Raw genomic sequence first — 22,007 nt, 5'->3', positions numbered from 1 at the left:
AAAGGGCGATGTTTTTTGTCGTGCGAAAGCTTCATTGTAGCATTGGCCGCTCAATGCGCTGGGTGTTGGCTGGTAGTTATGGTTTATCTCATGAAAAATAGGAATTTCCTCATGGCATTATTTTGAGCTTGAGAGGGGCGGTGGTTATTATGAGAGGTTTGAAAGAAATATGGGCTCAAATATTGATTTGTAACTTTTTGATTGTTAATGGTTTGTTTTGTATTTTAATGTGGGGTGGCTAACTTGAGTTTGTAAATGCCCCACTGTTTTTAACACAGTGGGGATATTATTATTGTTTTCAATCCGGGAAGGTCAGGGTATTGCCCGGCGCTTCGCGGTGAATGTGCAGGAAGTTCAGATGCTTCTCGTACTGATCGAGGATGTCGCCGATCACCTGCTCCTTGCTGTAATCCATCAGATCATTGCCCTGGGTGCCTTCCATCAGGAAGGTTTCCAGCCGGTAATAGTGCGACTTGCCTGAGCGGGCGCGGTAGGTGAAGCCCGGCACCGAATAACGCTGTGGCCAAATCTGATAGATAAAGTTCTGCTCTTCACCCAAATGCACCAGCAGTTCCAGGTGGTTCAAACGCTCATCTTCTGCCGGTGGCACCTCGGTAAACTCCACTTTGGCGCCGCGCAGTTCCAGCTCGCGCGCCACTTCCTGCATGGCCGGTCTGCAACGGGTATCCAGCATTTTTTGTGTGTACTGGGTGCCAGGGTAGTTCATCACCCGCGACAGGCGCTGCTTCCAGTTCAGCACGTCATTGCTCGAAATCGGCATGGGGGCGTTGGTATTCAGGGCGCTGGCCTTGCGATAGTCCTCCACCCGCAGCGATTTATACAACCCGGCCATTACGAAGAAGATCACGAAGCTGAACGGCAGGCCCATGATCACCGTCGTTTTCTGCAACGCAGGCACGCCGTCGGTCATCAGCATGCCGATGGTCAGCAGGCCGATGGCCACCGACCAGAAAATCCGCAGCCAGTTGGGCGCATCGTTATTGATGTCGGCCAGGCGCGAGGTAAAGTTGCCCAGCACCAGTGAGCCTGAATCCGCCGAGGTCACGTAGAACAGCAGGCCGGTGATGGTGGCCACCGAGGCGCTGAAGGTGAAGCCCGGGTATTGCGCCAGCAGGCTGTAGAAGCCGCGTTCCGGGTATTGCATCACTTCCTGCGCAAAGGCGGCATTGCCGTGGATAATCTGGTATAGCGCGCTATTACCGAAGATCGACAGCCACAGCAGGGTGAACACGAAAGGAATGATCAGCGTGCCGACCACAAACTGACGGATGGTACGCCCGCGCGAAATACGCGCCAGGAACAGGCCGACAAACGGCGACCACGCCACCCACCAGGCCCAGAAGAACAGGGTCCAGTTGTTCATCCATTCCACCGGACGATCGAAGGCGAAGCTGTTGAGCGTCATGCCCATAAAGCGATTGACGTAATCGCCGACGTTGAGCACCAGCGCATTGAGCAGGAACTCGGTATCGCCGCAGAACAGCACGAACAGGATCAGCCCCAGCGCCAGCAACACGTTGAGCTCCGACAAAATACGAATGCCCTTGTTGACGCCGGAGGTCACCGAAATGGTGGCCATAATCACCGAAAGCAGGATCAGTGCGCTTTGAACCGTCAGGTTTTCCGGTACCTGGAACAGCACCTTCAATCCGTAGTTGAGCTGCACCACGCCAATGCCGAGCGTGGTGGCGATGCCGAAAATGGTGCCCAGCACCGCTGCGATATCCACGCTGTGGCCGATCGGGCCGTTGATGCGTTTACCGAAGATCGGGTACAGCGCCGAACGGATGGTCAGCGGCAGGTTATAGCGGTAGCTGAAATAACCGAGAGCAATGCCCATCAGCGCATACATTGACCAGCCGGTTAACCCATAGTGGAACAGCGTCCACACCATGGCCTGACGTGCGGCTTCCAGCGTTTGGGCATCGCCTTCCGGCGGCATCATATATTGCGTCACGGGTTCGGCGACCGAGAAGAACATCAAATCGATACCGATGCCGGCGGCGAACAGCATCGCCGCCCAGCTCATCAGGCTGAACTCGGGTTTCGACTGTTCCGGCCCGAGCTTGATCGAACCGAAGCGCGAGGCAGCGATAAACACCACGAATACGATGTACAGGGTGGCGGCCAGCAGGTAATACCAGCCGAAGGTGGTTGAAACCCAATTCAGGGTGCGGGTGATCCATCGCCCGGAGAAATCGGTAAAAAAAATGGTCATCAGCGAGAAGGCCAGAATCAGCCCTGCCGAGGTAAAGAAAACCACAGGATTAAGGCGATCCTTTTGCGGTTTTGAGGAGGTTTCGCTGGTTGTCATCGTCGTCCTCTGTTTTTAACAACTGAGTAAAATCGTGCCCACATTTCTGCTCTGAACGACGCGCAGGCGTCGTCCGGAAAAGTGCGGATAAAAAGCGGCACTGCTTGCCGTTTAGCCTGTTAACGAAACGGAAAATCGTTTCGTGGTGGGAACCGCTTACAGACACTGATTTTGGTCAGATTCGTTAAATACCTCACAAAAATCAGCCAGTTCCACAACCGAAAAGTACATTTTTGTAACCAAGCGGCAATAAAATATATGCAATTTTTATTGAACGTTCAATCAAAAAAAAGTTTAATAGTCTGCATGAAGACCAAGTTCAGCAGGCGGAAAGTCGATGAAATTCGCCGCTGAGATGAGGCCGAAGTCGGTTTTGTGAGAGTCGAATTATGCCAAAGGTAGGAATGCAGCCAATTAGAAGGCAGCAGTTGATTGATGCCACGCTGGCCGCGGTAAACGAAGTCGGAATGCATGACGCCACCATTGCGCAGATAGCGCGCAGGGCGGGCGTTTCCAACGGCATCATCAGCCACTATTTCAAGGATAAGAACGGGTTGCTGGAAGCCACGATGCGCTATTTGATCAGCCATTTGGGGGAAGCGGTGAAGCTGCGGCTACAGGCGCTGAACGACCAGAGCCCGGCCGCAAGGCTGCAGGCGATCGTTGCCGGCAACTTCGACGACAGCCAGATCAACAGCGCAGCGATGAAAACCTGGTTGGCCTTTTGGGCCAGCAGTCTGCATCAGCCGCAGCTTAACCGGCTGCAACAGGTGAACGGCCGCCGTCTGTATTCCAACCTGTGCGCCGAGTTCAGCCGCGCATTGCCGCAGACGCAGGCGCGTTTGGCGGCCAAAGGGCTGGCGGCGTTGATCGACGGTTTGTGGTTGCGCAGCGCACTGCGCGGCGCGGCGTTTAATCAGGCGCAGGCGATCGCGCTCACTACCGATTACATTACGTTTCAACTCCGGGGGCAAACGCCACCCTGAGGACAATCCAAGGAGAACCTATGTCCCGTTTTGGCTTGCAGAAGCTCTATATTCATGGTGCCTATGTAGACAGTACCGAGGGGAAAACCTTCAACGCAGTGAACCCGGCGAATGGCGAAGTGCTTGCCGAGATCCAGTCCGCCAGCGCTGAAGACGTCAACCGTGCGGTTGCCAGCGCAGCCAGCGGGCAGAAGGTGTGGGCGGCGATGACGGCGATGGCGCGTTCGCGCATTCTGCGCCGTGCGGTGGATATTCTGCGCGAGCGCAATGACGAACTGGCGGCGCTGGAAACGCTGGATACCGGCAAGGCAATGTCGGAAACCACCGCGGTCGATATCGTCACCGGCGCCGACGTACTGGAATACTACGCAGGGCTGATCCCGGCTATCGAAGGCCAGCAGATCCCGCTGCGCGACACCTCTTTCGTTTATACCCGCCGCGAGCCGCTGGGCGTGGTGGCCGGTATCGGCGCCTGGAATTACCCGATTCAGATCGCACTATGGAAATCCGCGCCGGCTCTGGCGGCGGGCAACGCAATGATCTTCAAACCGAGCGAAGTGACCTCCCTGACTGCACTGAAACTGGCCGAGATCTACACCGAAGCCGGCGTGCCGGACGGCGTGTTCAACGTGCTCACCGGCAGCGGCGCAGAAGTCGGCCAGTATCTGACCGATCACCCAGGCATTGCCAAGGTGTCCTTCACCGGCGGGGTAAAAACCGGCAAGAAAGTGATGGCCAATGCCTCGGGTTCAACGCTGAAAGAAGTCACTATGGAACTGGGCGGCAAGTCGCCGCTGATTATCTTTGACGACGCCGATCTGGATCGCGCTGCCGACATCGCCATGATGGCCAATTTCTACAGCTCCGGCCAGGTGTGTACCAACGGTACGCGCGTGTTTGTCCCGGCGGCGTTGCAGGCAGAGTTTGAAGCGAAAATCCTCGAACGCGTGAAGCGTATTCGTCTGGGTGATCCTGCCGATCCGCAAACCAACTTTGGGCCGCTGGTCAGCTTTGCGCATATGGAGTCCGTGCTGCGCTTTATCGAGAGCGGCAAGAACAGCGGCGCACGTTTGCTGTGCGGCGGTGAGCGCGTGACCGAAGGTGAATACGCCAAAGGGGCTTATGTGGCGCCGACGGTGTTTACCGATTGCCGTGACGACATGGAAATTGTGCGTGAAGAAATCTTCGGGCCGGTAATGAGCATTCTCAGTTATCACAGCGAAGAAGAAGTGGTACGCCGTGCCAACGACACCACTTTCGGCCTGGCCGCCGGACTGGTGACCAAGGATTTAACCCGAGCTCACCGTGTGATTCACCAGCTTGAAGCCGGCATTTGCTGGATCAACACCTGGGGCGAGTCGGCGGCGGAAATGCCGGTTGGCGGCTACAAGCAATCCGGCGTCGGCCGCGAGAATGGCCTGAGCACGCTGGAGCACTACACGCAGATCAAATCGGTGCAAGTCGAGCTGGGCGAATACACCTCGGTGTTCTGATATTCCCGTCGCCTTTCGAGCTACAGCATCGTTGGCCGCGAACGCGGACCCCAGTCACTTACTTGAGTAAGCTCCTGGGGCTCCACGCCCTTGCCGCCTGGCTGTAACTCGAAATCCATAGGGAATGCCCCTGATTTTGAATCCAATATTGCCTGCCTATTGCGTATAGAGCCCTTCAGGCCATTCGCCTCATTCAGGCAAACAGATTAAGGAGATAATGAGTGGAATACGATTACATCATTATCGGTGCCGGCTCTGCCGGTAACGTATTAGCCACCCGTTTAACCGAAGACGCCGATGTCAGCGTGTTGCTGCTGGAAGCCGGCGGCCCGGATTACCGGATGGATTTCCGTACGCAGATGCCGGCCGCGCTGGCCTTCCCGTTGCAGGGGCGCCGCTACAACTGGGCCTACGAAACCGATCCTGAGCCGCACATGAACAACCGCCGTATGGAATGCGGCCGTGGCAAAGGTCTGGGCGGTTCTTCGCTGATCAACGGCATGTGCTACATCCGCGGCAACGCGATGGATTTCGACAACTGGGCAAAAGCGCCGGGTCTGGAAAACTGGAGTTATCTGGACTGCCTGCCGTATTTCCGCAAGGCGGAAACCCGCGATATCGGCCCGAACGATTATCACGGCGGCGACGGCCCGGTCAGCGTCACTACCCCGAAAGCCGGCAACAACGAACTGTTCCACGCGATGGTGGAAGCCGGCGTGCAGGCGGGCTATCCGCGTACCGAAGATCTGAACGGCTATCAGCAGGAAGGGTTCGGCCCGATGGATCGTACCGTGACGCCGAAAGGCCGCCGCGCCAGCACCGCTCGCGGTTATCTGGATCAGGCGCGTTCACGCCCTAATCTGAAGATTGTCACTCATGCACTGACCGATCGTATTCGCTTCGATGGCAAACGTGCGGTGGGCGTTGATTACTTGCAGGGCGACGGCAATCAGATCGCCAGCGCAAGCGCGCGGCGCGAAGTGCTGCTGTGCGCCGGGGCGATTGCCTCGCCGCAGATCCTGCAACGCAGCGGCGTCGGCCCTGCGTCGCTGCTGAAAAGTCTGGATATCAAGGTGGTGCACGATCTGCCGGGCGTCGGTGAGAACCTGCAGGATCACCTGGAAATGTATCTGCAGTACGCCTGTAAAAAACCGGTGTCGTTGTATCCGGCATTGCAATGGTTCAACCAGCCGAAGATTGGCGCAGAGTGGCTGTTCAACGGCACCGGCATTGGTGCCAGTAACCAGTTTGAAGCCGGCGGTTTTATCCGTAGCCGCGAGGAGTTCGCCTGGCCGAATATCCAATATCACTTCCTGCCGGTGGCGATTAATTACAACGGCAGCAACGCGGTCAAAGAGCACGGGTTCCAGGCTCATGTCGGGTCGATGCGTTCCCCGAGCCGTGGCCGGGTGCAGGTGAAATCGAAAGATCCGCGTCAGCATCCGAGCATCCTGTTCAACTATATGGCGACAGAGCAAGACTGGCAGGAGTTCCGCGACGCGATCCGTATTACGCGTGAAATCATGGCGCAACCGGCGCTGGACGAGTACCGCGGTCGCGAAATCAGCCCGGGGCCGGAGGTGCAGACCGACGAGCAACTGGACGCCTTTGTGCGTGAACATGCTGAAACCGCCTTTCACCCTTCCTGCTCATGCAAAATGGGCGAAGACGAGATGGCCGTGGTCGACGGCCAGGGGCGGGTGCACGGCATGGAAGGGCTGCGGGTGGTGGATGCATCCATCATGCCGCTGATCATTACCGGTAACCTGAACGCCACCACGATCATGATTGCCGAGAAGATTGCCGACAACATTCGCCAGCGTGCGCCGTTGCCACGCAGTACCGCAGAGTATTACGTGGCCGGCGACGCCCCGGCGCGCAAGCCGTAACCTACATGCTCTCTCGCCGCTGAGGGGGAGGGCTGCTGTAGCAAGCAACCCCCTCTCCAATGCTCTTCCCCGAGGCGAGGGGGCAATTCATACCCGTCATCTTTCAAGCTACAGCGAGATCGCCTGATCGAAACTGTTGGGTGTCGCCATGCGCCACATACGCGCATAAAAATCACTTTGGATCTCTTTTTCCAGCAAAGCGCCTGGCTCCAGGTAGTAATAGATGTCCGCGTAGACCTTGATTTCGGTTGAGGTGATGCGGCGTAGCATATGGTGAGACGTCAGTTGCTCCGGGCGGCTGACGCCGGCCGCTGCCAGCATTTCCGCCAGCGCTTTGACCGTATTTTGGTGGAAGTGGTAAACGCGTTCCGCCTTGTTCGGTACCACTAATGCCTTCTGGCGCAGCGGGTCCTGCGTGGCGACGCCGGTCGGGCAGTGGTTGGTGTGGCAGCTTTGCGACTGGATGCAGCCGACGGCAAACATAAAGCCGCGCGCCGAGTTCACCCAGTCGGCCCCCAGCACCAGCACGCTGGCGATGTCGAAGGCGCTGATGATTTTGCCGCTGGCACCGACTTTGATCTTGTCGCGCAGCCCGCAGCCCACCAGAGTGTTGTGGACGAACAATAGCCCTTCGCGCAACGGCATACCCATATAGTTGGATAACTCAAGCGGTGCGGCGCCAGTGCCGCCTTCCTTACCGTCTACTACGATAAAGTCCGGCAAAATATGGGTATGCAGCATCGCCTTGGCGATAGCGACAAACTCCCACGGGTGGCCGATGCACAGCTTAAAACCCACAGGTTTACCGCCGGACAGTTCGCGCAGTTGCTGGATAAAATGCATCATTTCCACCGGGGTAGTGAAGGCGCTGTGCGAAGCCGGAGAAATGCAGTCTTCCCCCTCGGGCACGCCGCGCGTGGCGGCAATTTCCGCATCCACTTTTTTTGCCGGCAAAATGCCGCCATGGCCCGGTTTGGCGCCCTGGCTGAGTTTGATTTCAATCATTTTTACCTGCGGGCTTTTTGCCTGCTCGGCAAAACGCTGCGGATCGAAATGGCCGTCGGCGGTGCGGCAGCCGAAATAGCCGCTGCCCAGTTCCCACACCAGATCGCCGCCGTGCTCGCGGTGATAGCGGCTGATGCTGCCCTCGCCGGTGTCATGGTAGAAATTGCCTTTCGCTGCGCCAAGATTGAGGGCGCGGATGGCGTTGGCCGACAACGCGCCGAAGCTCATGGCGGAGATATTAAAGATTGAGGCGGAATAGGGTTGGCTACAGTCCGGGCCGCCGATCGCTACGCGAAAACTGGTGGGATCGGATGCCGCTACCGGGCGCATGGAATGGCCGATGCATTCATAACCCGTTTGATAAACGTCCAGTTGGGTACCGAATGGCTTGTCGCCCATCTCATTTTTGGCGCGGCGATAGACCAGCGTGCGTTGAGTACGTGAGAACGGGATCTGGGCGTTATCTTCTTCCAGTAAATATTGGCGTATTTCCGGGCGGATAAATTCGAAGAAAAAGCGCAGGCGGCCGATGATCGGATAGTTGCGGCAGATGGCGTGGCGTTGCTGAGTCAGATCGTAAATGCCCAGTGCGCTCAGACACCCGAAAAGGAGGGTCGGCAGCCAAAACCAGGGCCGCTGCGGCAACAGCGTCAATGACGCCAACGCAAGCAAGATGCTCAAAACAAAGCAGGTATAACGGCTGAATAAGGATGATTTCATAACATCTCCTGATGTTTTTTATTTAATCCAGACGACAGGGCTCGCGGGACTTTCCCGCGGGCAAATCGTAACCAATAGACAGGAGTGTTATGTGACTGTTGCTGCTTTGTCGCTCATTGTTACATTAATTTAACCTGGCGCGACAAAAGCAGGCCGCCGGGTAGCAGCCTGAAGGGTCATTTACTGGCGACGAAGATGGTGCTCATGCTGCGCAAACGCAGCTTTTTCATCGCGCTGTATTTTTGCGAGAAGATGGTTTTGGGGTGCGTGCCGCGCTTCTGGGCAATATGCAGCAGGCTATCGCCACGCAGCAGGTTGAAGATGACATCGCTTTCCGCCGGGCTGAGTTCGCGGGTTTTCTGCATTTTTATCCCGCCTGATTCTTTGCTTTCCAACAGATTTTGTATTTTTTCCTGCAGCGAATAAAGTGGGATGCGGGTAGAGACCAATTCAACGGAAATACCCAGTATCGACAGCAGTTTCACTACGCGTTCGTCATCATAAAACACCAGGATCCGGGTTTTGGTGTTGTATTGCTGATGCATTGACACCAGGCTTTCAATGACGTTGACACTTTGCTCCAGATTTTGCGAGGTAAAGATCAGCGCGATATCGTGCTTAATTATCTTTTCCGCCTTGGAACCCCCCTGCATAAAATCCGAAAACAGTCTGATATCGTACTTGCCGTAATGTTTTTTCACTAATACCGAAAGACCGACATAGCTGTACTTACACTCACTAATAACAAGGACATTGTTTTTAGACATAATGGCAGACACCAATAATGAGTTAAAAGTATTCAGCTGTAAGAAGCGAGTTCAAATCCTTGATGTCGGATTCCTTCCACAGCTTTCCCTGCAGTGCGTAATATGGCATTTCGTCCAGCCATTTTTTATGGTCGGGAGTTTCAACCCCTTCGATAATTACCTTGTAATGGTTAAGGTAAAAAAATCGCAATAAAGCGCGCATTAAGCCGTCACCGCCAGATTTTTCCATAAAATTCCATAACAAAAATCGGTCGAGCTTAACGAAGCGGAACTGGCTGTTGTACAACGCGGAAAAACCGGCGTAGCCAGAACCAAAATCATCGAGCCAAAATGAATAACTTTTCAGTAAGGGATCGCCATGAACGCGATCTTTTACCAGTCGGGTTGAGTTTTCGCTGATTTCAAAGTGAATACAACGAGTGGCGCGAATTCTTTCTGCAAAATGGTCGCTGGCCAGCGATCGTAACGAATGGTCGTCCACATTCAATGTGGCTATAACCTGATTATCACGAAACCAGTGATTATATTTTTCTATCAGGCTGACTTGTTCTAACAGAATCTCAATCCGGGTTGCGCTATCGGCAGAACGAAAAAACTGTTCAGGGGAGAAATGAGCATGTTCGCTATTGAAAGTGAATCGGGACAAGCATTCAACGGCCAGCAATTGTCCGGATTTTCCGAACATAGGCTGGAAAACATAATTAATCCCGTTATTTTTCGCTCTAAAAGAACCGCTCATTTCTCAATCCCTTGACTGATATGTAACTTCTTGTTTTTTAACGGTAATAAAAGTAAATAAATGCTTTTTATTGGTAATTATCTTATTTAATTTAACCAGGACGTGCCATGCCGCCTCCAGACCATTAAACGCGCAATTTGTCGTGAAGTCCAAATGATTTAAAAGGTAACAAAATGTAAAATTACAGGATAATATCCTGATAATTATGACTTAAAGCAATATGTTGCACTGCCTGGCTTTTCAAAACACAGATTATTCCTATTCAGTTGAATCGTCAACATCGATCGATAGGTATTTGTTGATAGTTTTTTCCTATCAAGAGGGGTGATATGAATGTTATAAACGATTTAACAATAAGAATACGCCTAGTCTATATTTCGCCGGGCAATGGATTCATCGGGGCTTCATTCCTGACAAGGAGTAGCATCGCTGAATGTACTTAATAGTTGTATTAATTCATCGAGAGTCTAAATATGAAAATTTCTAAACTGTCTGCCGTATTGGCATTGGCTGTAAGCGCCGCTACTATTTCTTCTTTTTCTGCACAAGCGACTGACGGTACTATTACTTTCAACGGTAAAGTGACTGACCAGACTTGTACTATCAGCACCCCGGGCGGTAAAGATTTCACCGTTACTCTGCCAACTGTTTCTGCTTCAACTCTGGCAACTCAGAGCGCGACTGCCGGCCGTACTCCATTCGCAATCAACCTGACCAAATGTTCTAAAGGCCAGGTAGCCACTTATTTCGAACCAGGCGCAACTGTTGATTTCAATACTGGCCGTCTGAACAACCAGGCACAGACTGATGCAGCGACCAACGTGCAAATTCAGCTGCTGGGCAGCAACAACCAGTTCCTGCCAATTCTGGCCGCCGGCACCAACGGCGCACAGAATAACTCTCAGTGGGTTACCGTTGCTAACGAAGGCGATTCTGCTGACCTGAACTACTACGCTGAATATTACGCGACCAACGCTGCCGGCGCTGGTGATGTGACTTCAAGCGTTCAGTACACCATCATTTATCAATAAGTAATATTCTTATTCGGGCGGGGGAGTTACCCCCGCCGTTTTTCCCTACCGTAGTGATAAAATAATGAAAAATTCATTTAAAAAATACAGTGTATTGCTGATTGCCGCGCTATTCAGCAGCAGCGTTTTTTCCAGTGTCATCATTAACGGTACGCGTATTATTTATCCGGGAAAACAACGGGAAGTTACTGTCCAATTATCAAATAATGGAACTTCACCGGCATTGATCCAATCCTGGATTGACGAAGGCGATGCGAAAACCACGCCTGAAAACAGCAAGGCGCCGTTTATCGTTTCCCCGCCAATCAGCCGTGTTGAACCGGCTACCGGCCAGGCGCTGCGTGTTTCACTGACCACGTCAGCATTGGCACAAGACAAAGAATCCCTGTTCTGGTTGAACGTACTGGAGATCCCTCCTGCGCCGACCGGGGCAAGCAGCAGTACGCCTGAAAACTTTTTACAGGTGGCTTTCCGCACCCGCGTCAAACTGCTGTATCGTCCGGCCGGCCTGACTGGCGAAGCGAACGATGCACCTGAAAAACTGCAGTGGCGCTTTAGCGGCGCCGGCGTCAGCGTGAAAAACCCAACGCCGTATTACGTGTCGTTTACCGAAATCAATGCCGTCGTCAACCAGAAGAAAGTGCCGTTGGCGCCACACGGCGACATGCTGGCTCCAGGCCAGGAAAAAACGCTGTCGTTTTCCGGTGACAGCTCGCGCATCGCCGACGTTGCATTTACCACCATTAACGATTTTGGCGGACGCGTGTCCCGCACTAAGAATAAGCAAAAGTAACTCTTGGAAGAGAGACTCATACCCCAGAGCGCAAGCTGTCGGTGGGGTGAGCTTAATTTGGTAAAGGAATGCTTTTATATGAAAGAGTTGCCTATCTCTGCGGCCATTAAACTGGCGCTATTTAACTATAAATCGATTCTGTTGTTGACCGGCGGTGCGTTTTGCCTGGCGGCGCCTGGATTTGCCCTGGCGGAAATCGTTACCGACAGCAAAAAGCCCACCGCCCCGGTTGAAGCTTCCTTCAACAGCAGTTTCCTGGTTGGAGAGGCGCAAGGCGTCGATCTTTCGCGTTTCCGCGATGGCAACCCTATTCTTGCCGGCAAATACTCACTCGACGTTTATGTTAACGGCGAGTGGAAAGGCAAGAAGAGTATCGATTTCAAAAACGTACCGGGTAAAAACAGTGCCGATACCTGTTTTTCTCTGCTGTCGTTGGATGAATTCGGTGTGGATACTGCGGCATTGAGCAGCGATCCTTCGGTCACTACCGATACCTGTAAAAGCCTGCCGCAGTGGGTGCCGGAAGCCTATTATCGCCTTGATACCAGTTCGCTGCGAATGGATATCAGTATCCCGCAGTCGTCGCTGCGCCGTAGTGCGCGCGGTTATGTCGATCCGAAATTCTGGGATCGCGGCATTACCGCCGGCAGCCTTTCGTATAATTTCAATGCCTTTAATACCCACAGTTCCGCCAACGGCAGCAACGCGGATTCAACCAACGCTTATTTGACCCTGAACGCCGGGTTAAACGTGGCCGGTTGGCAGTTGCGCCATGACTCTAACGTCAACTGGCGCTCCAACGAAAGCACCCATTGGCAAAACACCGCCACTTACGCGCAGCGTGCCATCCCGGCTGTGCGCGGCATGCTGACGTTGGGTGATACCTATACCAGCGGCGACTTCTTTGATTCTATCGGTTTTCGCGGCGTACAGGTCGCGACCGATGACCGCATGTTGCCCGACTCTCTCAACGGTTATGCGCCTGTGGTGCGTGGCGTGGCGCAAAGTAACGCGCTGGTGGAGATTCGTCAGAATAACCAGTTGATCTACCAGACTACCGTTGCTCCCGGCGAATTCGTGATTAACGATCTTTACCCAACCGGTTACGGCGGCGACTTGAACGTCACCATCAACGAGGCCGACGGCAGCAAGCGCCAGTTCAGCGTGCCTTACGCTTCGGTAGCGCAGATGTTGCGTCCGGGGATCCAGCGTTATGCCCTGACCGCAGGCCGAGTGCGCGATGATAATTTGAGCAAGGAACCCGATATGTTCCAGGCGACTTATCAGCGCGGGTTTACCAATATCATCACCGGCTACACCGGCGCTATCGCCAGTGACGGCTATGGTGCCGTGTTGTTGGGCAGTGCGGTGGCGACGCCGATCGGTGCCTTTGCTCTGGACGTGACTCAGGCCAATACCCGCCTGAAGCAGGGCGACCAATCCGGTCAGAGCTATAAGCTCAGCTACAGCAAGTTGATGACTGAAACCAACACCAACTTCACCATCGCCGCTTATCGCTACTCCACCTCCGGTTACCTTTCGTTGCGCGACGCCGTTTACTCGCGAGACAACGAACGCAAGAACCTGAGTGCCGACGCCGTTAACCGCCAGCGCAGCGAATACCAACTGACCCTCAACCAGGGGCTGGGCGATGACTTTGGCGCGTTGTATATCACCGGTTCGGTTCGCGATTACTGGAACCGGGGCGGCAGCACCAAGCAGTATCAGGTGGGTTATAACAACTATTATGGTCGCGTCACCTACGGCCTGTCCGCCATGCGCACCTCGGACATGTATAACCGTGATGAAACCCGTTATTACCTGACGCTGTCGGTTCCGTTCAGCGTCGGTTCGCAGACGCTGAGCCTGAACAGTTCATTGGGCTATACCGATAACGGCTACGACAGCAGCCGCGTGGGCATTAACGGTTCTACCGGTGAAGACAACAACATCAGCTACAGCGCGGCGCTGGCTAACGATCAATCCGGCGGCACCAACAGCAGCGTAAGCGGCGAATACCGTAGCCGGTTCTCGACGCTGAACGGTTCTTACAGCTACGGCAAAGATTATCGTCAGTCGTCGATCGGGGCATCGGGCAGCGTAGTGGCTCACAGCGGTGGGGTGACCATGACGCCGCAGCGCGGCCAGACCATGGTGCTGGTAGAGGCGCCGGACGCCGCCGGGGCTATCGTGACCAACTCGCCGGGCGTGCGTATCGATGATAACGGCTATGCGGTAGTGCCTTATGTGGCACCATACCGCATGACCAACGTAACGCTCGATCCGAGCGGCATGTCGCGCGATGTGGAGCTGGAAAGCAGCAGTCAGCAGATTGCGCCTTACGCCGGTGCCATCGCACGGCTGGAGTTCAAAACCACCAAAGGCCAGGCGTTGATCATTCATGCCCTCGGCCCGGACGGCAACGCATTGCCATTTGGTTCTGAAGTGCTGGATACCCGTAATCAGGTGGTGGGCATCGTCGGCCAGGGCAGCCGTATCTACTTGCGTACGGAAACGCAAAAAGGGCTGTTACAGGTGAAATGGGGCACGCAGCCTACGCAGCAGTGTTCTGTCAGCTATAGCTACAAGGCAAAAGCGCAGGGCAATACTGACTACGAAATTATTGAAGCGAGTTGCAAATGATAAAATTAACGCGTGTTCTGTCACTGAATAAAACGTCAGCGAAATGCTTGATGCTGCTCGGTTTGATGATGGTGGGCGGTCAAAGTGCTTATGCCGCCTGTTCTGTCAGAAGTGGTTACAAGGCGCAGGTGATCAATATGAAGCTTGGGCGTGTGCTGGTGACCCCAGGCAGCCAGGTGGGCGACACTTTGGTTACCGGCCAGTTTCCAATCAATGAAGTCAGTAATATCGGCAGTTGCTCAAGAGGCGGCAGTGCGATTGGTTCGATCATGCAGGGCAGCTCTACCAGCTTCGCCAATGTGTGGAGCACCAATATTCCGGGTATCGGCATTCGTTTGTACCGTGAGGCCGGCTCGGTGAGTAACTTCTACCCTCATACCTTGAGGTTCTCTGGTAATTCCAACGTGACCCTTAACGGCGGTTACTTCAAGATCGACGTCGTTAAAACCGCGGCTCAAACAGGCACCGGCCAGCTGACTACCGGGCTCTATACCAACTATTACATGGACGGTACCGGTCCTGGGTTGCCGCTGCTGCAATCGATTGTCGATGCCAACAGCCTGACGATCGTCACTTCCACCTGCAATGTGGACAGCGGTTCCAAAAACAAGGTGGTTAATCTGGATACCGTCACGGCAGCCTCTTTTGGCGCCGTCGGCTCAACCCAGGGTGAGAAGGCGTTTGATCTCAACATTAACTGCGTTGGCGGCGTCGGTGAAAATCTGCTGCCAGGCAATGCCGGGCAGGGGATTGTGAATGTGCGTTTTGACTACACTCCAGACAGTTCTAATGCGCCTGGCGTGATCAAATCGCAATCTGGCGCCAATACGGCCTCCGGCGTTGCCGTGCAGTTGTTGACGGGCAGCACCACGCAGCCTATCAAGAACGGTGACGCGGTCAATGCAGGCCGCACCGTGCCGAACCAGGCCAACACCCTGACCTTGCCGCTGAAAGCCCGTTACTACCGTACCGGCACTACGATCAAAGGCGGTAATATCCAGTCGACCGCAACCTTTACCATCGAATACAACTGAGTATTGCGGGCATTAAAAAAGCCAATGGGATTGCCCATTGGCTTTTTGCTTTTTATCCGCCTTAGCGCTGGCCCATCCAATGAGTGCAGGCGCCCTCGACGCATTTCCCCGCATACCACAAGTGCGCGCCCGACGGCTCGTGCCGATGCCCGTTCTGCGGCGCGATCGGTTGCGGACGCATCTCTACCACGTCCCAGCGCGTGGTGCGGCGATACACCGCCGGCGTTTTGCCGAACTGTTTTTTAAATGCGCGTGAAAATGACGGCTGGGAATCAAAATGGAACTGCAAGGCGATGTCGAGAATAGGGCGTGGGGTCGAACGCAGCGCCTGCGCGGCCTGTGACAGGCGGCGCTCGCGGATATAGCTGCCCAGCGCATGGCCGGTGGTGCTGCGGAACATCCTTTGCAGGTGCCACTTGGAGTAGCCCGATTTCGCCGCCACGTTATCTAAAAGCAGCGGTTGATCCAGATGAGTTTCAATCCAGTTCAGCAAATCGTGAATGATATTGACGCGATCCATTGTTTAAGTTCTCCCGCGGTACGGCATTCAGGTCATAGTGGGTAAGAGTAATTATCCAAGCTAGTTCTTTGATAATAGGCCGCTGAACCGGGTTACGCAAGTGTTAACTGGAGGGCTAAAGGTGGCTAAACGTGCTCTTCGAGCTGCGGAGAAACAGAAAAGGCCGCACGAGGCGGCCTTGAGGGAAGGGGGAACAAACGTCGAATCAGTGAGTTTCCGGCTTCACTTCGATATAGTCCAACTGCAAGACGCTGCTGGTGTAGCCGCGGATCTTGTTGGTCATTTCAATGTCGCCGTTCAGCTTGTGACCATAGGATGGAATGATCTCTTTCAGCTTGCTCTGCCATTCCGGCCTCGCCACTTTATCTTTGAACACTTTTTCCATCAGGTGCAGCATGATTGGCGCAGCGGTAGAAGCGCCCGGTGATGCGCCTAGCAGGGCGGCGATGCTGCCGTCCTCGGAGCTGACCACTTCGGTGCCGAACTGCAACACGCCGCCTTTCTCATCGTCTTTCTTGATGATCTGCACGCGTTGGCCGGCGGTCCACAGCTTCCAGTCGGCCTGTTTGGCTTCAGGGAAGTACTCTTTCAGCGCAGCGAAACGGTCATCGTCGTTCATCATCAACTGGCCAACCAGGTATTTCACCAGGTCGAAGTTATCCAGCCCGACGTGGGTCATCGGCATCAGGTTAGACGTGCTCAGAGAGTGCAGCAGATCGAACAGCGAACCGTTTTTCAGGAACTTGCTGGAGAAGGTGGCGAATGGCCCGAACAGGACGACGCGCTTGCCATCCAGCATGCGGGTGTCCAGGTGCGGAACCGACATTGGCGGCGAACCTACGCTGGCCAGACCGTAAACCTTGGCCAGATGCTGATTCGCCACTTCCGGATTGGTGGTCACCAGGAACTGGCCACCGACCGGGAAACCGCCGTAGCCGTCAGCTTCAGGAATGCCGGATTTCTGCAACAGTGTCAGAGAGGCGCCGCCTGCCCCGATAAACACGAATTTGGCGTTAACGGTGGTTTCTTTACCGTCACGGTTCAGATCGGCCACGGTGACGCGCCAGGTGTTGTCGGCGTTGCGTTTGATATCGCGCACTTCATGGCTCAGGTTCAGCTTGAAGTTAGGATTTTTGGTCAGCGTATCCACCAGTTGATGGGTGATCACGCCAAAGTTGACGTCGGTACCCAGCGGCATGCGGGTCGCGGCAATTTTCTGCGCCGGATCGCGGCCGTTCATTACCAGCGGCGCCCACTGTTTAATCTGGTTGGCGTCTTCGGAGTATTCCATCCCACGGAACAGGGTGCTGTGCTGCAGCGCCTCATAGCGTTTGCGCAGGAAGTTGACGTTATCGTCACCCCAGACAAAGCTCATGTGCGGTACGCTGTTAATAAAGGATTTTGGATCTTTCAGGACGTTATTTTTTACCTGATAAGACCAGAACTGACGAGAAATTTCAAAAGACTCGTTAACCACCACGGCTTTGCTGATATCAATGGTGCCGTCTTCTTTCTCCGGGGTGTAGTTCATTTCGGCGAAAGCGGAGTGGCCGGTACCGGCATTATTCCAGCCGTTGGAGCTTTCTTCCGCAACGCCGTTCATGCGCTCATACATGTCGATGGACCAGTTCGGCTCCAACTCATGCAGGTAAGTCCCCAGGGTGGCGCTCATGATGCCGCCGCCAATCAGTACCACATCGACGGTCTTGTTCTCTTCTGCTGCAGCCTGTTGCGTGACGCCGAACAGATTCAGACAGAAGATCAGGACGAGTAATTTTCTCATTAAATCAAATCTCTTATGTGTAAATTCTACTCATTGCAGGTGAAAGAATTTATCGGGAGTTACCCTGGAAATAAGCCAAAACAGACCGCCCGGCATGAGCCGAATTGCAGTGATAATGTCTTTTTGTTAATAGTTTTCTTTAACGAAAAGTGGATTATTACAGGTTACCTGGAGGCGGAGTGTTCAACTCAGGTTACTGAGGGGATATTATTGTTTGCAAGAATGTTAAAAACTACTTTTGTAACTAAAAAAAGAGAAATATAGGCAGGAATAATTCATTTATTATTGCGGGCTAAATATAACCGTTAAATTAGCAGGGTTTAATTGCCGTTGATTTAAACGATATTTCATTATCACACAATATTTAGCGATGAATTGCAAAGGCTAGCCGGTAACAAAAAGAAAATGGCCGCCGTAGGGCGGCCGGCATCCGATTAGCGCGGTTGCCAAATACCGCGGGTTGCGGTTTCGGCGGCATAGGTGCTGAAATCACGCGCCGGGCGCCCAAGGCTGCGTTGAACGTCGTTGGTCAGTGACGCGTTGCGTCCATCCAGTACCGTACTGAATAGATACTCCAGCAAGCTGACCATCTCCTCCGGCAACTGCGCTTCGCGCAGATAACCGACATAATCGGCTATCGGCACCTGCCGATAGAGAATCTCACGTCCGCTGGCGGCGGCAATTTCGTTAATGGCTTGTTCAAACGTCATCAGTCGCGGGCCGGTTAGCTCATATACCCTATTGCTGTGGCCGGGCTGAGTGAGAGCGGCGACCGCGGCGTCGGCGATATCATCGGCATCAATAAAAGGTTCTGGAATTTCGCCCGGCGGCAAATAAACCGTGCCGTTCAGCAGCTCATCGAGAATAAAGCTTTCGCTGAAGTTCTGCATAAACCAGCTGGCGCGCAATATCGTCCAGTCCGCGCCGCTGCGCTCTACCATTTCTTCTGCCTGGCGAGCTTCGTCTTCTCCGCGCCCGCTGAGCAACACGATCTTTTGCACACCCCCCGTTACCGCCTGTCGGCAAAAACGTTCAATGGTGTCGATGGCGCCCGGCACCGCCAGATCGGGCTGAAAGCTGAGATACACCTTTTTCACATCTTGTAAGGCCGGTTGCCAACTGTCGCAGTCCTCCCAGTCAAAAGGAATGGCGGCGCCACGGTGGCCGGGGCGTACGGCCACGCCATGTTGTTGCAAACGCGCTGCTACACGGCTGCCGGTTTTACCGGTGGCGCCTAAAACCAGTATCGGTGAGGTCTTATCGCTGTTATCCATCGTTCATCTCCAAAATGTGAGTATTACTCATGTTTTGTAAATATGATAAACCCTCGTATTATTGTCAAGGCAGTTTTTGGTTCAAAGGACGATGCTGATGAATGACAAGCAAAAAAATCCGCCCGCGTTGCGGCGTAAACCCAGCCAGACGCGGAGCCGCGAGAAGGTGGAGCTGATCCTCGATTGCGCCACCGCGCTGATAGCCCAGCAGGGCAGCGATGCGATGCGAATGAGCGAAGTGGCGCTCAATGCCGGTATTTCCATAGGGGCGCTATACCAGTACTTCCCGGATAAGACCGCTATCGTGCGCGTGTTGGCACAGCGTTATAACGAGGAAGCGCGCGAATGCATTGAGCAGTGTTTAACTCAGGTGCAGGATTTTCCGCAATTGATCGAGGCTTTTAGCTGCCTGATTGACGAATATTATGCCTTGTTTATGGCTGAACCCGTCATGCGGGATATCTGGGCGGCGACGCAGGCCAACAAAACGCTGCGCGAAGAAGAGGTGGCGGAAAGCCGATTGAACGGTGCGTTGCTGGCGGCGGCGATACGGCGTTTGCGGCCACAGGCGGATCCCGTTGCAGTTGAAAATGCCGCTTTTCTGCTGATGCATCTGGGAGAGGCGACGATGCGCCTGGCGGTCAGTACCGGCCCCGATGAGGGCCGCGAACTGGTGGAGAGCTATAAGCAAATGGCGGCGAAGGTGCTGGCAGATGCCTAGAACGTGCTACGGCAGCCTGCGCTGCCATTCTTCGTTCAACAAGGCGTAAATAAACTCGTCGCCCCACTCGCCGTTGAAACGATCGTTTTGCTGCAGGTGCGCCTCTTTGCGCATGCCCAGTCGCTCGACCACGCCGACTGAGCCCTGATTGGCGGCATCGAGCCGGGCAAAGATGCGGTGGCAGCCCACCTCGCCGAACCCGCGATCGAGCACCGCACGCACAGCTTCTGCGGCATAGCCTTTACCGGCGTAGACCGGGTTGAAGATATAACCGATCTCTGCTTGCAATGCCGCGCGGTTGGCCAGTTTCAGCAGCACTTCACCGATCAATTCCCCGCTGTCTTGCAGAGTGACCGCACAATAAAAGATATCGCCATCCTCACTGAAACGCGAAGCCACCGCCTGGGAAAGCTGTTCTTCCAACTGCGTGTCGTTCGGCGTGGGGGCGTACAAATAACGATAAACCTCCGGCAGGCGGTGATAAGCGGCGTAGGCGTTGAGATCGGCAGGGGTAAAGCGGCGGAGCCGCAGGCGTTCGGTGGTCAATGGCAGGCTAATCAACTGCAAGGGTTCATCCTTTTCATCTGGGCGCTTTGGCGCGAAGTGAAGACGCAAGGGTGAATATAGCCGTTAATCGATCATTTTTAACCTGTTAAAGCCGCTTCTCCCCCTGATATTCAGGAGGAGAAGGGATAGAGCAAGCTACCCGGCAACCAACTTACTTAATCGCCATGGCGTCACGCATGGTGTAGAACAGGTCGGTCTGATCGGTCAGGCCCACGATGTTAGCGGCACGCGGGCCGTAGGCGGCAACGCGCAACTGGGTGCCGGTGTGTCCCTGAGAGCCTTCCTCCGAGTTACCGTAGCTGATGGTCATTGGCGCGCCATCTTTGGTGGTCAGCGTTTGCGTCAGGCCTGGCGCTTTGGCATCGACGGCAATAATCTGGCTGGAATGGGCGTGGTCGGCGGTGACAATCACCAGCGTGTTGCCGTCGGCGCGGGCGAAGGCCAGCGCTTTCTGTACCGCTTCATCCAGATCGACCGTCTCGCCGAACTGGCCGCAAGGGTTGGCTTCATGGTCCTGCTTGTCGATCGATGCCCCTTCCACCTGCAAGAAGAAACCGTTCTGCTGGTTTTTCAGCAGATCTATCGCTTTTTCGGTCATCGCCGCCAGCGTTGGGATGTCGGCAGTACGTGCCGGGTTGTTCTCGCAGGTGACCGCCGGTTGGTCGATATTACCGTGATGCGAAGCTTTCGGGCCCTGCCAGCGCACCGGCATATTGCCGGCGGCAAACAACCCCAGCAGCGGTTTTTGCTGATTGGCTACGCTGATGGCATTCAGGCCGTCGAGGTTTTCCACCCACTGATAACCCAGCGCGGTTGCCTGGTCTTTCAATGATTTTCCCTGCCATTCGCCGCTTTTCGCCAGCTGATTAAAGGATTTCGCCCCACCGCCCAGCGAGACGTCGGCACGGGTTTTGAGCAATTGCTCGGTGATCGAGCCGCGGCCGCCATTCTCCAGCGCGTTGGTGGCGCATTTTTCGCTGGTTTCTTCCGGGCCGTAACATTTGCGCGAGGTAACATGCGAGACCTGCGCTGCCGGTGTGGCGTCCTGCAGCTCGGCGGTGGAGACGTTACCGGTGGCTTTGCCCGCCGCCTTGGCGATTTCCAGCAGCGTCGGCTGGTCCTTGCCGTTGACGTCAACTCCCAGCGCGCCGTTATAGGTTTTTACGCCGGTTGACCATGCGGTCGCCGAGGCGGCGGAATCCGTCACGTAATCCGGTTTGTGGGTTTTCTTATCCAGCGAGTAATGGGTGTACTGGCCGGTCAGCGGCAGGGCATCAATGCCTTTAAAATAGCCGCCCGCGCCTTCTGCGTAGTTGCGCGCCGAGGTGATTTCAGAATCGCCCATACCGTCGCCGATCAATAAAATCACGTTCTTAACCGTTTTGTCAGACAGCGAGGCTTTCAGCGCGGCGGTTTGATCGCCGCTCAGACGGCGTGCGCCGCCCGGCTCCACGATGTTACCGCGCGCCGCGCGCTCGGAAAGACCCGCGGTATTGGCCGGTGTTTCATCGGCGAAGGCGGTGGAACAAAGCAGGGCGGATAACACGGCGCCGGCGATCAAAGAAACGGGCTGCAGCATGGGAAAACTCCTTGTCGTAATAATAAAACACAAATAGCATCAGTTTGTTACGCAGGGAGAGTAGTGCAGAGGTGTGACACTTTTATGACGATGCGGGGGGCGAAAATGGGATAGCCGGCGGCTATCCC

Annotated in this window: 17 protein-coding genes; 8 read left to right on the top strand and 9 right to left on the bottom strand. The window is 54.6% G+C overall.

All coding sequences use genetic code 11. The features are described 5' to 3' along the window. Positions 1–298: 298 nt before the first annotated feature. The gene (locus ACUTSW_RS08355) at positions 299–2,335 is read right to left on the bottom strand and encodes a choline transporter (protein WP_062870190.1); all 2,037 of its coding nucleotides are present in this window, start codon (positions 2,333–2,335) and stop codon (positions 299–301) included. 389 nt (positions 2,336–2,724) lie between these two features. On the opposite strand from ACUTSW_RS08355, the gene betI reads away from it, so the two are divergent. The 3 genes from betI to betA all read left to right on the top strand — a co-directional run bounded on the left by betI (position 2,725) and on the right by betA (position 6,703). Then, positions 2,725–3,321 (top strand): transcriptional regulator BetI, encoded by a 597-nt coding sequence (betI, locus tag ACUTSW_RS08350; RefSeq protein WP_062870192.1) that lies wholly within the window; start codon positions 2,725–2,727, stop codon positions 3,319–3,321. A gap of 20 nt (positions 3,322–3,341) precedes the next feature. Then, on the top strand, positions 3,342–4,814 hold the full coding sequence (betB, locus tag ACUTSW_RS08345; RefSeq protein WP_445584134.1) for a betaine-aldehyde dehydrogenase: 1,473 nt from the start codon (positions 3,342–3,344) through the stop codon (positions 4,812–4,814). Positions 4,815–5,035: 221 nt separating this feature from the next. After that, complete coding sequence (gene betA, locus ACUTSW_RS08340) at positions 5,036–6,703, top strand: choline dehydrogenase (protein WP_004942278.1); 1,668 nt, start codon at positions 5,036–5,038, stop codon at positions 6,701–6,703. A 108-nt stretch (positions 6,704–6,811) separates the two neighbouring features. On the opposite strand, the gene ACUTSW_RS08335 is transcribed toward betA, so the two are convergent. The 3 genes from ACUTSW_RS08335 to ACUTSW_RS08325 all read right to left on the bottom strand — a co-directional run bounded on the left by ACUTSW_RS08335 (position 6,812) and on the right by ACUTSW_RS08325 (position 9,934). Beyond that, positions 6,812–8,428: an FMN-binding glutamate synthase family protein gene (locus tag ACUTSW_RS08335; protein ID WP_445584133.1), complete on the bottom strand. Its 1,617-nt coding sequence runs from the start codon at positions 8,426–8,428 to the stop codon at positions 6,812–6,814. A 176-nt stretch (positions 8,429–8,604) separates the two neighbouring features. Next, positions 8,605–9,195 carry a hypothetical protein gene (locus ACUTSW_RS08330; protein ID WP_004942281.1) on the bottom strand — a complete coding sequence of 197 codons (591 nt, stop codon included), beginning with the start codon at positions 9,193–9,195 and terminating at the stop codon, positions 8,605–8,607. 22 nt (positions 9,196–9,217) lie between these two features. After that, on the bottom strand, positions 9,218–9,934 hold the full coding sequence (locus tag ACUTSW_RS08325; RefSeq protein WP_063200023.1) for an EAL domain-containing protein: 717 nt from the start codon (positions 9,932–9,934) through the stop codon (positions 9,218–9,220). A 473-nt stretch (positions 9,935–10,407) separates the two neighbouring features. Between ACUTSW_RS08325 and ACUTSW_RS08320 the strand changes: the two genes are divergently transcribed. The 4 genes from ACUTSW_RS08320 (at position 10,408) to ACUTSW_RS08305 (ending at position 15,435) form a co-directional block, all read left to right on the top strand. Next, complete coding sequence (locus tag ACUTSW_RS08320; protein WP_004942285.1) at positions 10,408–10,965, top strand: fimbrial protein; 558 nt, start codon at positions 10,408–10,410, stop codon at positions 10,963–10,965. 64 nt (positions 10,966–11,029) lie between these two features. After that, complete coding sequence (locus ACUTSW_RS08315; RefSeq protein WP_004942286.1) at positions 11,030–11,758, top strand: fimbrial biogenesis chaperone; 729 nt, start codon at positions 11,030–11,032, stop codon at positions 11,756–11,758. A 78-nt stretch (positions 11,759–11,836) separates the two neighbouring features. After that, entirely contained in the window at positions 11,837–14,401 is a 2,565-nt protein-coding gene (locus ACUTSW_RS08310) for a fimbria/pilus outer membrane usher protein (protein ID WP_445584132.1), read from the top strand. A gap of 137 nt (positions 14,402–14,538) precedes the next feature. Next, a complete protein-coding gene (locus tag ACUTSW_RS08305) occupies positions 14,539–15,435 on the top strand; it encodes a fimbrial protein (protein WP_235601812.1) in 897 nt (298 codons plus the stop codon). A 61-nt stretch (positions 15,436–15,496) separates the two neighbouring features. Here the strand turns inward: ACUTSW_RS08305 and ACUTSW_RS08300 are convergent, their stop codons facing one another. From ACUTSW_RS08300 to ACUTSW_RS08290, 3 genes are all read right to left on the bottom strand, one after another. Beyond that, positions 15,497–15,955 carry a helix-turn-helix domain-containing protein gene (locus tag ACUTSW_RS08300; protein ID WP_445584131.1) on the bottom strand — a complete coding sequence of 153 codons (459 nt, stop codon included), beginning with the start codon at positions 15,953–15,955 and terminating at the stop codon, positions 15,497–15,499. 205 nt (positions 15,956–16,160) lie between these two features. Further along, entirely contained in the window at positions 16,161–17,738 is a 1,578-nt protein-coding gene (locus ACUTSW_RS08295) for a malate:quinone oxidoreductase (protein WP_445584130.1), read from the bottom strand. A 434-nt stretch (positions 17,739–18,172) separates the two neighbouring features. Beyond that, entirely contained in the window at positions 18,173–19,012 is an 840-nt protein-coding gene (locus ACUTSW_RS08290) for an NmrA family NAD(P)-binding protein (protein ID WP_445584129.1), read from the bottom strand. Positions 19,013–19,109: 97 nt separating this feature from the next. Here ACUTSW_RS08290 and ACUTSW_RS08285 point away from each other — a divergent pair, with 97 nt between their 5' ends. Continuing rightward, on the top strand, positions 19,110–19,733 hold the full coding sequence (locus tag ACUTSW_RS08285; RefSeq protein ID WP_445584128.1) for a TetR/AcrR family transcriptional regulator: 624 nt from the start codon (positions 19,110–19,112) through the stop codon (positions 19,731–19,733). A gap of 6 nt (positions 19,734–19,739) precedes the next feature. Here the strand turns inward: ACUTSW_RS08285 and ACUTSW_RS08280 are convergent, their stop codons facing one another. Together ACUTSW_RS08280 and phoA are read right to left on the bottom strand one after the other, a co-directional pair. Next, entirely contained in the window at positions 19,740–20,300 is a 561-nt protein-coding gene (locus ACUTSW_RS08280; RefSeq protein ID WP_445584127.1) for a GNAT family N-acetyltransferase, read from the bottom strand. 151 nt (positions 20,301–20,451) lie between these two features. Then, positions 20,452–21,879 carry an alkaline phosphatase gene (gene phoA / locus ACUTSW_RS08275; protein WP_063200000.1) on the bottom strand — a complete coding sequence of 476 codons (1,428 nt, stop codon included), beginning with the start codon at positions 21,877–21,879 and terminating at the stop codon, positions 20,452–20,454. Between the last annotated feature and the right edge of the window lie 128 nt (positions 21,880–22,007).

The sequence above is a fragment of the Serratia sp. TSA_198.1 genome (genome assembly GCF_052686505.1).
Note: the sequence above shows the minus strand (reverse complement) of the source record. Positions and strands in the feature narration are given on the sequence as shown.

Coding starts and splice junctions, on each gene's coding strand:
- ACUTSW_RS08355 (WP_062870190.1), bottom strand. CDS start 2,335: ATGACAACCAGCGAAACCTCCTCAAAACCGCAAAAGGATCGCCTTAAT.
- betI (WP_062870192.1), top strand. CDS start 2,725: ATGCCAAAGGTAGGAATGCAGCCAATTAGAAGGCAGCAGTTGATTGAT.
- betB (WP_445584134.1), top strand. CDS start 3,342: ATGTCCCGTTTTGGCTTGCAGAAGCTCTATATTCATGGTGCCTATGTA.
- ACUTSW_RS08335 (WP_445584133.1), bottom strand. CDS start 8,428: ATGAAATCATCCTTATTCAGCCGTTATACCTGCTTTGTTTTGAGCATC.
- ACUTSW_RS08330 (WP_004942281.1), bottom strand. CDS start 9,195: ATGTCTAAAAACAATGTCCTTGTTATTAGTGAGTGTAAGTACAGCTAT.
- ACUTSW_RS08325 (WP_063200023.1), bottom strand. CDS start 9,934: ATGAGCGGTTCTTTTAGAGCGAAAAATAACGGGATTAATTATGTTTTC.
- ACUTSW_RS08320 (WP_004942285.1), top strand. CDS start 10,408: ATGAAAATTTCTAAACTGTCTGCCGTATTGGCATTGGCTGTAAGCGCC.
- ACUTSW_RS08315 (WP_004942286.1), top strand. CDS start 11,030: ATGAAAAATTCATTTAAAAAATACAGTGTATTGCTGATTGCCGCGCTA.
- ACUTSW_RS08310 (WP_445584132.1), top strand. CDS start 11,837: ATGAAAGAGTTGCCTATCTCTGCGGCCATTAAACTGGCGCTATTTAAC.
- ACUTSW_RS08305 (WP_235601812.1), top strand. CDS start 14,539: ATGAAGCTTGGGCGTGTGCTGGTGACCCCAGGCAGCCAGGTGGGCGAC.
- ACUTSW_RS08300 (WP_445584131.1), bottom strand. CDS start 15,955: ATGGATCGCGTCAATATCATTCACGATTTGCTGAACTGGATTGAAACT.
- ACUTSW_RS08295 (WP_445584130.1), bottom strand. CDS start 17,738: ATGAGAAAATTACTCGTCCTGATCTTCTGTCTGAATCTGTTCGGCGTC.
- ACUTSW_RS08290 (WP_445584129.1), bottom strand. CDS start 19,012: ATGGATAACAGCGATAAGACCTCACCGATACTGGTTTTAGGCGCCACC.
- ACUTSW_RS08285 (WP_445584128.1), top strand. CDS start 19,110: ATGAATGACAAGCAAAAAAATCCGCCCGCGTTGCGGCGTAAACCCAGC.
- phoA (WP_063200000.1), bottom strand. CDS start 21,879: ATGCTGCAGCCCGTTTCTTTGATCGCCGGCGCCGTGTTATCCGCCCTG.